We start from the raw sequence: 13,360 nt of genomic DNA on the forward strand, positions 1-13,360 counted from the left end.
AACCAGATTACATTGATAGCATGTGTCCCTAAGTTTCATGTGAACCGTGCTCTCATTTTGAGCGACTGGGGTAAAATAAATGTGGTGTAATGGGGGAAATTTATCGGGAGAGGGAACAGATGCGATATCCGGTCGATGTTTTTACAGGCAAGGTTCGGGACTACATGGGAAGCCGTCCCAGCGCGATTGCTAAGGTCCAGGTTGACGGCGAGCTGATGCTGACCGAACTGGGGCTGACGGGTGATGAACAGGCGGAAACGAAAATCCACGGTGGGCCAGATCGCGCGCTGTGCCACTATCCGCGTGAACACTACCAGCACTGGAGACAAGAGTTTCCGGAGCAGGCAGAGCGCTTTGTCGCGCCCGCGTTTGGCGAGAATCTCTCTACTGAGGGGCTAACGGAAGAGAATGTATTTATTGGCGACATTTTCCAGTGGGGAGATGCGCTGATTCAGGTCACGCAGCCGCGCTCGCCGTGCTTTAAGCTGAATTTCCATTTTGGCATCAGCGATATGGCCAGCCAGATGCAGGAGGCAGGCAAGACGGGCTGGTTGTGTAGCGTCATCGCTCCAGGCCAGGTGTCGGCGGACGCGCCTTTGATCCTGGCTTCACGCGTCAGCGACGTCAGCGTGCGGGAGGCGATTGCCATTGCCTGGCATATGCCGTTTGATGACTCACAATATCACCGTTTACTCTCGGCTGCCGGGTTATCGAAAAGCTGGACCCGAACGATGCAAAAGCGTCGTTTAAGCTGCAAGATCGAAGACAATTCCCGCCGTTTGTGGGGAAAATAAAGCCATTCTGGCCATGCAATTAAATCAGGTGGTAACACCTGATTTGCCTCTCTCGTGGTTCTTATCTCTGCATACTAAGGTGGGTTAAAAAACCTGCCTGTCACGCCATGTTTTCAGTCCATTCTTGATACCTGGCCCACAAAAAGAAACTCTGTGTTGAAAAAAAACTTGAGTATTTCCTGCACTCAAATATCTTAGCTTTAAATTGGTTTAAACCAGATGAGCAAGATGAAAAAGAAAAACAATGTTGATGTGCTTAGAGAGCGCTTTGAAAGCTGGTTAAACGAGAATAATTTGCCAGCGGGCTCTAAATTGCCTTCGGAGAGAGAGTTATGTGAGTTGCTGGATGCGAAGCGCATGACTTTACGTCAGGTTCTGATTGAGCTTGAGATCGATGCGCGTATCTTCCGAAAGAACCGCAGTGGTTGGTTTATTTCATCGAAGCGATTTATTTATAATCCCAAATCACTTTCCAGCTTTAATGCTGAAGCCTGTGCTCAGGGGCGCAAGCCTTTTTGGGGTTATTTAACCAAAGAAACGATTGCGACGGTTCCGCACCATGTTGATGATGTTTTTCTCTCCTCCGGTGATCGCTATTTAGTTACCGGTTGGTGTGGTCTTGATTCGCATAAAGTGTTTTACCATGAGTCCTATATTGATGCTGATGTTGCGCCAGGATTCATTAACAAATTGGGCAATCAGTCTTTTGCCAGCGTCTGGGAAGATGCGTTTGGTCATGCTTTAAATATCAAAGAAATGATTTTTAAACCGGTCAATATGCCAGAAGTGGCCTGCAAAGAGTTGGGCGTTGCGCCTAATACTTATGGAATTTTAGTAGAAAAACATCGGGCTACCCGAGATAAAAAAGTGGTTCAGGTTGATTTTGAATACTGGCGACTTGAATCTGTGGAACTTGTTATTCGTGATGAATGAGAAAAATAATGGGAAAATGCAACCAAGAACTTCTCGCTGAACGTGCGAGAAATATACCACTGTACCTACATGCTTATGCCTTTCATCTGAATATGCGCTATGAGAGAGTCCTTCCGGGCGATCTTCTGGATATTGCGCATCAGCAACAATTAAAGGGAGTGAAAATACATGTTGAGGATGGTGAGTCCCAATCACTGCAGAAACTAAACGATCGACAGTTGCACGATTTTAAAGAAAAGGCAAAAAAATATAACCTCGATGTACATATTGAAACGAGCGCATCGGACAAGGCGACATTGACGGATGCGATCCGTATTGCTGTGGCAACTGGCGCAACTTCAGTACGTTTCTACCCGCGCTATGAAGGACATCTCAACGATGTCATGGCAAAGATTGCCAATGATATTGCGTGGTTGTCTCAGTATGACGATTGCGGACTAAGCTTTACTATCGAACAGCATGAAGATCTGCAAGGCCATGAACTGGTGACGCTGGTTAATAATAGTGGAATGAAGAATCTCTCTATTCTGTTTGATTTTGGCAACATGATTAACGCCAATGAGCAGCCGCTTTCTGCGTTAGAGGTCATGTCCCCTCTAATCACTCAGGTGCATATCAAAGACGCAAAAATTATTAAAGAAGGTAAAGGCTGGGGGCATGAGGCTTGTCGTTCAGGATACGGTGACTTACCAATGGAAGAGATGCTTAAGGCATTATTACTTTTAGGTGAAGATAAACCGCAAGTAAATGCTTTTGGTCTGGAAGAGGAAGTTGAATATTATGCTCCGGCATTTCGTTTTGATGATGAAGGTGATAATCCCTGGATCCCATGGCGCGATGCAAGCTATACGCCGCTGCCCGACAGTAACATGATTGATGCGCGACTGGCGCAGGAAAAAGAACATGCTCTTGCTCAAATAAAGTATATCCGTGATTTATGCGACAAGTTTACAAGTAATAAATAAACTTCTTTAAATATTATTAAATGCGAAAAGGGTTATGAAAATAACTCTCTTAATTTATTAACTGCATGATTTAATTTAAATATTTCTCTCAACAAGCAATGAGGGTTTAATTATGTTCATGAATAAATGGGCAAGGCTCTGTTTTTTAATTTTAGGCGGCGGCACAATATTCAAACTTTCAAGTATGAAAGACGTTTTCTATGTGCCAATGCAAAGTGACTGGGGTTTAACCAATACGCAAATTGGTTTAAGTTTTACTGTTTATACGATTGTTCAGACAACCGGGCTTTTTCTGTCGCTCTATATCGCAGACCGTTATTCCAAGAAAATATTATTACCATTTGGTCTGATCGGCGTTGGGCTATGCGGTTTATATTTGGCGACGCTACCGTCATTTACCGGTTATCTTATTTGCTTTGCCGCAATGGCGTTCTTTGCCGATGTGGTTTATTGGCCGGTGTTACTGAAAGCTGTGCGTCTGCTAGGTACGCAAGAAGAACAAGGGCGCATGTTTGGCTTTTTAGAAGCCGGACGTGGCGTGGTGGATGTTATCGTCGCTTCTGGCGCTCTGTTTGTTTTCGTCCAGTTTGGTGAAGGTAAAGCGGGGATGCAGGCTGGACTGCTATTTTATACGCTAATTACGCTGGCTGCGGGCGTTCTCACTTACTTTATTGTCGATGATGACAAAGTGAAAGGCGGCGAGAAAACCAGTGCCAACATGGAAGTCTTAAAGGGTATCAAACATGTGTTGTCCTGCCCTAACGTCTGGCTGGCTTCTTTAGGGATTTTCTTTGTTTACGCCGCGTACTGTGGCCTGACTTACTTCATCCCATTCTTAAAAGATATCTACATGCTGCCGGTAGCGCTCGTCGGCGCGTACGGCATCATCAACCAGTATGCATTGAAAATGGTGGGAGGGCCGATTGGTGGGCTGCTGGCGGATAAGGTTGCTAAATCACCTACGGTTTACCTGAAGTGGACGTTTCTGATCTCTGCTGCTGCTATGGTTGTTTTTATGCTGTTGCCACATCAAACGATGAATGTGTATATCGGTATGGCGGCGACGCTAGGATTTGGGGCGATTATTTTCTCACAGCGCGCCATTTTCTTTGCACCAATGGATGAGATTGGTACCCCGCGTGAATATGCCGGTTCGGCGATGGCATTTGGCTGTATCATCGGTTATATGCCCGCCATGTTTGCGTATACGTTATACGGCTATTTACTGGATACCAATAGCGGCATTACGGGCTATAACTATGTCTTTAGCGTGATGATTGCATTCAGCTTAATGGGCTTTATCTGTTCGACCATTCTGGTGAAGCGGATTAAAAAGCAAAAGCTAACGGCTGCGACTGTGGCAGCATAATGTGAGAACTTCCCCGGTACGACGTTACCGGGGAAGCCTGTTAAGCGCGTTTATACAGCGGCAACCAAATTACCAGCCGTAAACCACCCAGCGGGCTGTCTTCGGCTTTCACCCAGCCACGATGCTGTTGGATTGCGGTTTCAACAATCGCCAGACCCAGACCTGTTCCGCCAGACTCGCGATCGCGCGCCTCATCGGTACGATAGAACGGACGGAAAATCTGTTCTCGGTCTTCAGGGCTAACGCCCGGGCCATCGTCGTCGACGGTGATGGTAATCCCATCGATATCCACCGCGAAGCCAACTTCAATCTGCGTGTGTGAATAACGCAGGGCATTGCGCACAATGTTTTCCAGCGCGCTTTCCAGCGCATTTGGGTTGCCATACAGCGGCCACGGGCCCGGCGGGAAATTCACCGTGAGTGATTTACCCATCTGCTCGGCTTCAAAGGCGGCGTTATCCAGCACTTCGCCCCACAGCTGATTGGCTTTCACCGTTTCACTGACCAGCGCGTTTTTCTGCTGATTGCGTGACATCACCAGCAGGTCGTTGATCATGCTGTCCAGTCGATGCGCTTCTGTTTCAATACGCTCCAGCTCTTTGCTTTCACCGCTACGACGGCGCAGCAGCGCGGTGCCCAACTGCAGACGCGTCAACGGCGTTCTCAACTCGTGGGAGATGTCCGACAGCAGGCGTTGCTGCGAGGTCATCATTCGCTCCAGCGCCGTCACCATCTGGTTAAAGCTGGCGCCTGCCGCCAGAAATTCCTGCGGACCGGCTTCCAGTTCCGGATGCTGACGCAGGTTGCCCTGGGCCACTTCATCTGCCGCGTTTTTCAACTTACGCGCCGGTTTCGCCAGGCTCCAGGCAAGCCAGAGCAGTAGTGGAGAGCTGACTAACATGGTGACAATCAGCAACAACAGCGGTCGGTCGAACAACAGATTGATAAAGTCAGATTGTGAGCTGCTGGCAGGTCGAATGAGATACAGCTGGTAGTTATCTTCGCCGTCTCTGACGGAGAAAGGCCCGACCATCTCAACGCGACCGTATTTTTTCTTTTGCGGATGGTCGGCGTTATCGGCCTGACCAATAAAGTTACGAATGATCTGCATTTCGTTGCGTTCTGCGCCGATCACACGTCCTTCCGTCGTAACAAGCAATAACCGCTGTCCTGGCGGCGCCCACTTGTCTATCGCCCGAAACAAGCGACGCCACCACATCAAATCGTTGGGTGGATCGTTCGCCAGTTCAGCTTCAACGTGTTGCTCAATCATCAACCCCTGGCGCTGCTCGCTATCCAGTAGCTCGGTCATCTGGCGTGAATCAAGCTTGGGTAACATCAGTACCAACATCAACACCAGTGCCAGCGTCAACCAGAAGATGGCAAAGATGCGTGCGGTTAAGCTCCCTATCATGAAGCGGAGACCATCAGGTAGCCGCGACCGCGCAGGGTTTTAAACCACGGGTGTCCGTCTTTACGTTCTGGCAGCTTACGACGCAGGTTCGAGATATGCATGTCGATCGCGCGATCAAAAGGCGTCAGGCGTTTGCCCAGCACTTCCTGGCTCAGGTGTTCACGCGAAACCACCTGACCGAGATGCTGTGCCAGCAAATAGAGCAGGGTGAATTCGGTGCCGGTTAATTCCAGGGTTTGCCCGTCAAAGCTGGCTTCCTGGCGACCCGGATTAAGGCTTAACGCATCCACTTCCAGAGTCGGCGAACCGTTGTCGCTGTTCTGCTGCTGTTCGCTCCAGTGTGAGCGACGCAAAATAGCGCGGATGCGCGCGACCAGTTCACGGTCGTTAAACGGTTTGGGTAAATAGTCGTCCGCGCCCAGCTCAAGGCCAAGTACGCGATCCAATTCGCTGCCGCGAGCGGTCAGCATGATTACGGGTGTCTGGTGTGTCTGACGAAGTGCTTTCAGCGTATCAATGCCATTTTTCTTCGGCATCATGACGTCGAGCAAAAGTAAATCGATGCTGTCATCCAGAAGCTCAAGCGCCTGTTCCCCATCATAGGCAACCAGCACATCGAAACCTTCCATTTCGAGCAACTCCTTTAACAGGGAAGTCAGCTCTCGGTCATCATCAACTAACAGGATTTTATTCATTGTTTACGTACCTCCGAGGCAGAAATTACGTCATCAGGCGTCGCTAATCTATGACTTTACGTTGTTTTACACCCCCTGACGCATGTTTGCAGCCCGAATCGTAAACTGTCTCTCGTTGAATCGCGACAGAAAAGATTTTGGGAGCAAGTGATGGGCAAAGTTACCGCTGCCGTCATGGCCTCAACGCTGGCACTGAGTACTTTAAGCCATGCAGCTGAAGTCGTCACAGGCGATCACTGGCACCTGGGTGAAGGCTCCGCGCAACGCAGCGTTCAGAGCCACATGTTCGACGGTATCAGTTTAACCGAACATCAACGTCAACAGATGCGAGATTTAATGCAGCAGGCAAGACACGAACAGCCTCCTGTTAATGTTAGCGAAATGGAGACAATGCATCGCCTTGTCACCGCAGAGAAATTTGATGAACGCGCTGTGCGCGCTCAGGCAGAAAGAATGGCGCAAGAACAGGTTGCCCGCCAGGTTGAAATAGCCAAGGTTCGCAACCAGATGTATCGCCTGTTAACGCCCGAGCAGCAAGCGGTTTTAAATGAGAGACATGAACAACGAATGGAGCAACTGCGCGACGTAGCGCACTGGAAAAAAAGCTCATCGTTGAATTTATTGAGTAGTAGCAACTCACGTTCCCAGTAGTAACCCTGTTTTCCTTGCCATAGACACCATCCCTGTCTTCCCCCACATGATGTGGGGGTTTTTTTTGCCCAAAATTTGTCACTCGGTTATTGCCTGACTGTTTTACTTCATCCGTTATACTAGCGGCATATCATGGCAGGAGTGTTTATGAATCAAACCTATGGGCGGCTGGTTAGCCGGGCGGCTATCGCGGCGACCGTGATGGCATCGCTGTTACTTTTGATCAAGATTTTTGCGTGGTGGTACACCGGATCGGTCAGTATTCTGGCAGCGCTGGTGGATTCTTTGGTGGACATCGCCGCGTCGTTAACCAACCTGTTGGTGGTGCGCTATTCTTTGCAACCGGCCGATGATGAACATACGTTCGGACACGGAAAAGCGGAATCGCTGGCGGCGCTGGCGCAAAGCATGTTTATTTCCGGTTCGGCGCTGTTTTTATTCCTGACCGGGATTCAGCATCTCATCCAACCCACGCCAATGAAAGATCCTGGCGTCGGGGTGGTTGTCACCATCATTGCGTTAGTGTGTACAATCATTCTGGTCTCGTTTCAGCGCTGGGTGGTGAAGCGCACGCAAAGTCAGGCCGTTAGGGCGGATATGCTTCATTATCAGTCTGATGTTATGATGAACGGTGCGATTCTCGTAGCGCTTGGGCTGGCATGGTACGGCTGGCATCGCGCAGATGCCTTGTTTGCGCTCGGGATTGGCATCTATATTTTATATAGTGCATTACGCATGGGTTATGAGGCGGTACAGTCTTTGCTGGATCGCGCTTTACCCGATGAAGAACGTCAGGAAATTATTGATATTGTGACGTCATGGCCTGGAGTCAGCGGCGCTCACGATCTTCGCACGCGGCAGTCAGGGCCGACCCGCTTTATTCAGATTCATTTGGAAATGGAAGATAATCTGCCGCTCGTTCAGGCGCATTTAGTGGCTGAACAGGTAGAGCAGGCAATTTTACGGCGTTTCCCGGGATCGGATGTCATCATTCATCAGGATCCCTGTTCGGTCGTACCCAAGGAAGGCAAGATGTTTGAGCTTTTATAATTCGTTGTAAAAAAAGTGAACCGGGCCAGCATTTTGTGTATAAATTACCACCATTTGGCCTGACCTGAATCAATTCAGCAGGAAGTGATTGTTATACTATCTGCATATTCGTTGGATCGTTTCGATATGCGGAATCGACTTCCGGCAGCAGATTTCATTTTGCATTCCAAAGTTCAGAGGTAGTCATGATTAAGAAAATCGGTGTGTTGACAAGCGGCGGTGATGCGCCGGGCATGAACGCAGCAATCCGTGGTGTTGTACGTGCAGCGTTGACGGAAGGGCTGGAAGTCATGGGGATCCATGATGGCTACCTGGGTTTGTATGAAGACCGTATGGTTCAACTTGACCGCTACAGCGTGTCCGACATGATCAACCGTGGCGGTACATTCCTCGGTTCTGCCCGCTTCCCGGAATTCCGCGACGAAAACGTGCGTGCCGTGGCTATCGAAAACCTGAAAAAGCGTGGCATTGACGCACTGGTTGTTATCGGTGGTGACGGTTCATACATGGGGGCAAAACGCCTGACTGAAATGGGCTTCCCATGCATCGGTCTGCCAGGCACTATCGACAACGATATCAAAGGCACCGACTACACCATCGGTTATTTCACCGCTCTGGGTACCGTAGTCGAAGCGATTGACCGTCTGCGTGATACCTCTTCTTCTCACCAGCGTATTTCCATCGTTGAAGTGATGGGCCGCTACTGTGGCGATCTGACTCTGGCGGCTGCCATTGCTGGCGGCTGTGAGTTCGTGGTGGTTCCGGAAGTGGAATTCAGCCGTGACGATCTGGTTGCTGAAATCAAAGCAGGCATCGCGAAAGGTAAAAAACACGCGATTGTGGCGATCACTGAGCACATGTGTGACGTTGACGAACTGGCGCATTACATCGAGAAAGAAACGGGTCGTGAAACGCGCTCAACCGTACTGGGTCACATCCAGCGTGGTGGTTCTCCGGTGCCTTACGACCGTATCCTGGCGTCCCGTATGGGCGCATATGCCATTGAACTGCTGTTGGCAGGTCACGGCGGTCGCTGTGTAGGTATTCAGAACGAGCAACTGGTTCACCACGACATCATCGACGCGATTGAAAACATGAAGCGTCCGTTCAAAGGTGACTGGCTGGACTGCGCGAAAAAACTGTACTGATTGTTTTTTCCGCGCCTGATGGCGCTAAGCGCATCAGGCCTACAGGTTGTAAAGACTTGTAGGCCTGATCAGCCGCTAACCACCATTCGGCACAATTCCCCGCATTTATTCCCCCAAGTTATAGCAAATCTTTTTTTATTCTTTAATGTTTGGATACCTTTCTGGCACGCTTTGCTCATCACAACACCACATAAGAGAGCTGGGCGATGAACAAATGGGGCGTAGGGTTAACATTATTGCTGGCATCGACCAGCGTTCTGGCAAAGGATATTCAGTTACTTAACGTATCGTACGATCCAACGCGTGAACTGTACGAGCAGTACAATAAGGCCTTCAGCGCGCACTGGAAGCAGGAAACGGGCGACAACGTCGTGATCCGCCAGTCGCACGGCGGTTCGGGTAAACAAGCGACCTCCGTCATTAACGGCATTGAAGCCGATGTCGTGACGCTGGCGCTGGCTTACGATGTGGATGCCATTGCTGAACGTGGTCGTATCGATAAAAACTGGATTAAGCGTCTGCCGGATAACTCCGCGCCATACACCTCCACCATCGTTTTCCTGGTCCGCAAAGGCAACCCCAAACAAATTCATGACTGGAACGATCTGATCAAACCAGGCGTGTCGGTCATTACGCCAAACCCGAAAAGCTCAGGCGGCGCACGCTGGAACTATCTGGCGGCATGGGGCTACGCCTTGCACCACAACAACAACGATCAGGCCAAGGCACAAGACTTCGTGAAGGCCCTGTATAAGAATGTTGAAGTGCTGGACTCCGGTGCGCGTGGCTCAACCAATACCTTCGTTGAGCGCGGTATCGGTGATGTGCTGATCGCCTGGGAAAACGAAGCCCTGCTGGCGACAAACGAGCTGGGCAAAGACAAATTCGAGATAGTGACGCCGAGTGAATCTATCCTCGCGGAACCGACCGTTTCCGTGGTCGACAAAGTAGTGGAAAAGAAAGACACCAAAACGGTGGCGGAAGCCTACCTGAAATATCTCTATTCTCCGGAAGGTCAGGAAATTGCAGCGAAAAACTACTATCGTCCGCGTGATGCAGACGTTGCGAAGAAATACGAAAATGCATTTCCGAAGCTGAAACTGTTCACCATCGACGAAGAGTTTGGCGGCTGGACGAAAGCGCAGAAAGAGCACTTCTCTAACGGTGGTACGTTTGACCAGATCAGCAAGCGCTAAATAAGTCTGTGATTTACCGACCCGGTGGCATAACGCGACCGGGTTTTTTATTTGTCATGGTTTTGCGTTACTCTTGCCCTTCAATGAGATACAGGGAACGCGTAATGAAAAAAGCAGGCTATCTTTTACTGGCGGTGATTGTAGTCGCCGCTGCTGCAGGTATCGGGTACTGGAAATTCACCGGTAACCCGGACGCATTACGCCAGATTGTTCTTCAGCAATGCCTGCCGCACCAGTTGCAGCAGCAGGATCCCACGCCGTGCGCCGAAGTGAAGCCGGATGCCGGATATGTGGTGTTCAAAGATCGTAACGGCCCACTGCAATACCTGTTGATGCCGACCTGGCGCATCAACGGAACGGAAAGCCCGCTGCTGCTGAAATCAGGGACGCCGAACTTTTTCTGGCTGGCCTGGCAGGCGCGCAGCTTTATGAGCCAAAAATACGGTCAGGAAATCCCTGACAAAGCGGTATCGCTGACCATTAACTCGCGTAGTGGGCGTACGCAAAATCATCTGCATATTCATATCTCCTGCCTGCGAACCGATGTCAGAAAACAGCTGGATGACAATCTGGCGAAAATCAGCACCCGTTGGCTGCCATTACCGGGTGGGCTGCGCGGTCATGAATATCTGGCGCGTCGCGTCACGGAAAATGAACTGGCGCAACGCAGCCCGTTTATGATGCTGGCAGAAGAGGTGCCGGATGCGCGTGAGCACATGGGCAGCTATGCGCTGGCGATGGTGCGTCAGAGCGATGAGTCCTTTGTCCTGCTGGCGACCCAGCGCAATCTGTTGTCGCTCAATCTCGCCTCCGCTGAGGAAATTCAGGATCATCAATGTGATATTCTGCGTTAACCCCACCTAATCTGGCATTTACTCCGCATGTCTGTCCCCGTATTCTTGTTGAAAAAAACAACAGGAGACAGGCATGTCGCTCTGGCTTACACACCCTTTGTTTATCCCCTCTCTGGTGGTTGGCATTACTATCCTGCTCTGGGCGACGTCGCTACTGCCGGAGTTTATAACGGCGCTGCTGTTCTTTGCCGTAGCAATGGTCGCCAAAATCGCACCTGCGGATGTGATCTTTGGCGGATTTGCGTCTTCGGCATTCTGGCTGGTCTTTAGTGGTTTTGTGCTGGGTATCGCGATTCGCAAAACGGGGCTGGCGGACAGGGCGGCGAGAGCGCTGTCATCGCGATTGACCGATTCCTGGCCGTTAATGGTGGCGAGCGTGGTGCTGCTCAGTTACGCGCTGGCGTTTGTGATGCCGTCCAATATGGGGCGTATTGCGCTGCTGATGCCGATTGTTGCCGCAATGGCGAAGCGTGCCGGAATTAACGAGGGTACGCGCGCCTGGTATGGTCTGGCGCTGGCCGTCGGGTTTGGGACGTTCCAGCTTTCCGCGACGATTTTACCCGCTAACGTGCCAAATCTGGTAATGAGCGGCGCGGCGGAAGGCTCTTACGGCATCCACCTCAATTATCTTCCCTATTTGCTGCTGCATACGCCGGTTCTGGGCTGGCTTAAAGGCGCGGTGCTCATCATGCTTATCTGCTGGCTGTTCCCTGGCAAGCCCCACGCACCGCGCGATCTCACGCCAGCGGAACCCATGAGCCGGGATGAAAAACGCTTGGCCTGGATGTTAGCAGTGGTGCTGCTGCTGTGGGTAAGTGAAAGCTGGCACGGTATAGGGCCTGCGTGGACCGGGCTGGCGGCGGCGGTTATCACGCTGCTACCACGGATTGGTTTTATCAATGGCGACGAGTTTTCCTCCGGGGTAAATATCAGGACCTGCATTTACGTGGCGGGGATTCTGGGGTTGGCAATCACCGTTACCCAGACCGGCATTGGCAGTGCAGTGGGCGAGGCGCTGTTACAGGTGATGCCGCTGGATGCGGAAAAACCATTTACCAGCTTTCTCGCGCTGACCGGCATTACCACCGCACTCAATTTTATTATGACGGCGAACGGCGTTCCGGCGCTGTATACCACTCTGGCGCAAAGTTTTGCCGATGCGACTGGGTTCCCGCTGCTGTCGGTAATTATGATTCAGGTATTGGGGTATTCCACACCGCTACTGCCGTATCAGGCTTCGCCGATTGTGGTGGCGATGGCGCTTGGGAAAGTGCCTGCGAGGGCGGGGATGCTGCTGTGTATCGCGCTGGCGACGGCAACATATCTGCTTCTTCTGCCGCTGGATTATCTGTGGTTTAGCGTGTTGGGTAAGTTGTAAAAAAAAGCCCGGTAGCGCTAACGCTTACCGGGCCTACAGTCTTGGAGGACGGGTCAGCGAAGCGCTACCCGCCTCAACAGCATTACGCCTGTTTAGCCGCTTCTGCTGCTTTAACGATGACCGCGAAGGCATCTGCTTTCAGAGAAGCACCGCCAACCAGCGCGCCATCGATGTCCGGCTGAGCGAACAGTTCTGCTGCGTTCGCTGCGTTTACGGAACCGCCGTACTGGATGATAACTTGTTCAGCGATTTTCGCGTCAGCTTTAGCAATGTGGTCACGAATGAATTTGTGAACAGCCTGAGCCTGAGCAGGAGTTGCAGATTTACCGGTACCGATTGCCCATACTGGTTCGTAAGCGATAACGACGCCTTCGAATGCTGCCGCGCCCTGAGTTTTCAGAACGGCGTCGATCTGACGTGCACAGACTTCTTCAGTTTTGCCCGCTTCGTTTTCTGCTTCGGTTTCACCGATGCACAGAACCGGAGTCAGACCTTGTTCTTTCAGCACGGCGAATTTTTTAGCGATCAGCTCGTCAGACTCTTTGTGGTAAGTACGACGCTCAGAGTGACCGATAATGATGTACTGCGCGCCGATATCTTTCAACATTTCAGCACTTGTTTCACCGGTAAATGCGCCAGACAGGTTCAGGTCAACGTTCTGCGCGCCCAGGATAATGTGGCTACCGGCAGCGGCGTGTTTCGCCAGGTCGATATACATTTCCGGCGGAGCGATTGCTACTGCACAGCCAGCAACGCCAGCCAGTTCTTTACGCAGATTAGCAACCAGTTCGTTTACCATGTGGCGGCTGCCGTTCAGTTTCCAGTTACCCATCACTAAAGGATGTCGCATTTCATTTCTCCACGCTTGTCAGCGAATTAAGGAATATGGCCGCCCGTCAGGGCAGCATGGTCT

The 13,360-nt window shown here is 50.9% G+C and carries 13 protein-coding genes; 10 read left to right on the forward strand and 3 right to left on the reverse strand.

The window, feature by feature from the left end; translation table 11 throughout:
* The first annotated feature begins 119 nt into the window (after positions 1-119).
* The 4 genes from yiiM to ABIE10_RS21560 all read left to right on the forward strand — a co-directional run bounded on the left by yiiM (position 120) and on the right by ABIE10_RS21560 (position 4,061).
* The gene (gene yiiM / locus ABIE10_RS21545) at positions 120-794 is read left to right on the forward strand and encodes a 6-hydroxyaminopurine reductase (RefSeq protein WP_429157011.1); all 675 of its coding nucleotides are present in this window, start codon (positions 120-122) and stop codon (positions 792-794) included.
* A gap of 228 nt (positions 795-1,022) precedes the next feature.
* The gene (locus tag ABIE10_RS21550) at positions 1,023-1,727 is read left to right on the forward strand and encodes a GntR family transcriptional regulator (RefSeq protein ID WP_019077919.1); all 705 of its coding nucleotides are present in this window, start codon (positions 1,023-1,025) and stop codon (positions 1,725-1,727) included.
* 8 nt (positions 1,728-1,735) lie between these two features.
* Entirely contained in the window at positions 1,736-2,692 is a 957-nt protein-coding gene (locus ABIE10_RS21555) for a sugar phosphate isomerase/epimerase family protein (protein ID WP_016155208.1), read from the forward strand.
* Positions 2,693-2,810: 118 nt separating this feature from the next.
* On the forward strand, positions 2,811-4,061 hold the full coding sequence (locus ABIE10_RS21560; RefSeq protein ID WP_200052271.1) for an MFS transporter: 1,251 nt from the start codon (positions 2,811-2,813) through the stop codon (positions 4,059-4,061).
* A 40-nt stretch (positions 4,062-4,101) separates the two neighbouring features.
* On the opposite strand, the gene cpxA is transcribed toward ABIE10_RS21560, so the two are convergent.
* Both cpxA and cpxR read right to left on the reverse strand, forming a co-directional pair.
* Positions 4,102-5,475 (reverse strand): envelope stress sensor histidine kinase CpxA, encoded by a 1,374-nt coding sequence (gene cpxA, locus ABIE10_RS21565; RefSeq protein WP_016155210.1) that lies wholly within the window; start codon positions 5,473-5,475, stop codon positions 4,102-4,104.
* On the reverse strand, positions 5,472-6,170 hold the full coding sequence (cpxR, locus tag ABIE10_RS21570) for an envelope stress response regulator transcription factor CpxR (RefSeq protein ID WP_006686193.1): 699 nt from the start codon (positions 6,168-6,170) through the stop codon (positions 5,472-5,474). The genes cpxA and cpxR overlap by 4 nt, the downstream gene beginning before the upstream one ends.
* Before the next feature lie 150 nt (positions 6,171-6,320).
* Between cpxR and cpxP the strand changes: the two genes are divergently transcribed.
* The 6 genes from cpxP (at position 6,321) to ABIE10_RS21600 (ending at position 12,447) form a co-directional block, all read left to right on the forward strand.
* Positions 6,321-6,821 (forward strand): cell-envelope stress modulator CpxP, encoded by a 501-nt coding sequence (cpxP, locus tag ABIE10_RS21575; protein WP_016155211.1) that lies wholly within the window; start codon positions 6,321-6,323, stop codon positions 6,819-6,821.
* A 147-nt stretch (positions 6,822-6,968) separates the two neighbouring features.
* Positions 6,969-7,871, forward strand: coding sequence for a CDF family cation-efflux transporter FieF (gene fieF, locus ABIE10_RS21580; RefSeq protein ID WP_016155246.1), 903 nt, complete (start codon positions 6,969-6,971; stop codon positions 7,869-7,871).
* Positions 7,872-8,056: 185 nt separating this feature from the next.
* Positions 8,057-9,019, forward strand: coding sequence for a 6-phosphofructokinase (gene pfkA, locus ABIE10_RS21585; RefSeq protein WP_003028778.1), 963 nt, complete (start codon positions 8,057-8,059; stop codon positions 9,017-9,019).
* A gap of 206 nt (positions 9,020-9,225) precedes the next feature.
* Positions 9,226-10,215 carry a sulfate/thiosulfate ABC transporter substrate-binding protein Sbp gene (sbp, locus tag ABIE10_RS21590; RefSeq protein WP_016155247.1) on the forward strand — a complete coding sequence of 330 codons (990 nt, stop codon included), beginning with the start codon at positions 9,226-9,228 and terminating at the stop codon, positions 10,213-10,215.
* A 104-nt stretch (positions 10,216-10,319) separates the two neighbouring features.
* Positions 10,320-11,069: a CDP-diacylglycerol diphosphatase gene (locus ABIE10_RS21595; protein WP_019077918.1), complete on the forward strand. Its 750-nt coding sequence runs from the start codon at positions 10,320-10,322 to the stop codon at positions 11,067-11,069.
* A 73-nt stretch (positions 11,070-11,142) separates the two neighbouring features.
* Positions 11,143-12,447 carry an SLC13 family permease gene (locus tag ABIE10_RS21600; protein ID WP_047497568.1) on the forward strand — a complete coding sequence of 435 codons (1,305 nt, stop codon included), beginning with the start codon at positions 11,143-11,145 and terminating at the stop codon, positions 12,445-12,447.
* Positions 12,448-12,529: 82 nt separating this feature from the next.
* Here ABIE10_RS21600 and tpiA read toward each other — a convergent pair whose 3' ends face one another.
* Positions 12,530-13,297 (reverse strand): triose-phosphate isomerase, encoded by a 768-nt coding sequence (gene tpiA / locus ABIE10_RS21605; RefSeq protein ID WP_003028783.1) that lies wholly within the window; start codon positions 13,295-13,297, stop codon positions 12,530-12,532.
* Between the last annotated feature and the right edge of the window lie 63 nt (positions 13,298-13,360).

Source organism: Citrobacter sp. 506, assembly GCF_050434985.1.
In the GTDB taxonomy this organism is placed as follows: domain Bacteria; phylum Pseudomonadota; class Gammaproteobacteria; order Enterobacterales; family Enterobacteriaceae; genus Citrobacter; species Citrobacter braakii.

What these genes read in the sequence shown, in the direction of transcription:
- ABIE10_RS21560 (WP_200052271.1), top strand. Translation starts at nt 2,811, where the DNA reads ATGAATAAATGGGCAAGGCTCTGTTTTTTAATTTTAGGCGGCGGCACA.
- fieF (WP_016155246.1), top strand. Translation starts at nt 6,969, where the DNA reads ATGAATCAAACCTATGGGCGGCTGGTTAGCCGGGCGGCTATCGCGGCG.
- ABIE10_RS21600 (WP_047497568.1), top strand. Translation starts at nt 11,143, where the DNA reads ATGTCGCTCTGGCTTACACACCCTTTGTTTATCCCCTCTCTGGTGGTT.
- pfkA (WP_003028778.1), top strand. Translation starts at nt 8,057, where the DNA reads ATGATTAAGAAAATCGGTGTGTTGACAAGCGGCGGTGATGCGCCGGGC.
- cpxR (WP_006686193.1), bottom strand. Translation starts at nt 6,170, where the DNA reads ATGAATAAAATCCTGTTAGTTGATGATGACCGAGAGCTGACTTCCCTG.
- tpiA (WP_003028783.1), bottom strand. Translation starts at nt 13,297, where the DNA reads ATGCGACATCCTTTAGTGATGGGTAACTGGAAACTGAACGGCAGCCGC.
- cpxA (WP_016155210.1), bottom strand. Translation starts at nt 5,475, where the DNA reads ATGATAGGGAGCTTAACCGCACGCATCTTTGCCATCTTCTGGTTGACG.
- ABIE10_RS21595 (WP_019077918.1), top strand. Translation starts at nt 10,320, where the DNA reads ATGAAAAAAGCAGGCTATCTTTTACTGGCGGTGATTGTAGTCGCCGCT.
- ABIE10_RS21550 (WP_019077919.1), top strand. Translation starts at nt 1,023, where the DNA reads ATGAAAAAGAAAAACAATGTTGATGTGCTTAGAGAGCGCTTTGAAAGC.
- sbp (WP_016155247.1), top strand. Translation starts at nt 9,226, where the DNA reads ATGAACAAATGGGGCGTAGGGTTAACATTATTGCTGGCATCGACCAGC.
- yiiM (WP_429157011.1), top strand. Translation starts at nt 120, where the DNA reads ATGCGATATCCGGTCGATGTTTTTACAGGCAAGGTTCGGGACTACATG.
- cpxP (WP_016155211.1), top strand. Translation starts at nt 6,321, where the DNA reads ATGGGCAAAGTTACCGCTGCCGTCATGGCCTCAACGCTGGCACTGAGT.
- ABIE10_RS21555 (WP_016155208.1), top strand. Translation starts at nt 1,736, where the DNA reads ATGGGAAAATGCAACCAAGAACTTCTCGCTGAACGTGCGAGAAATATA.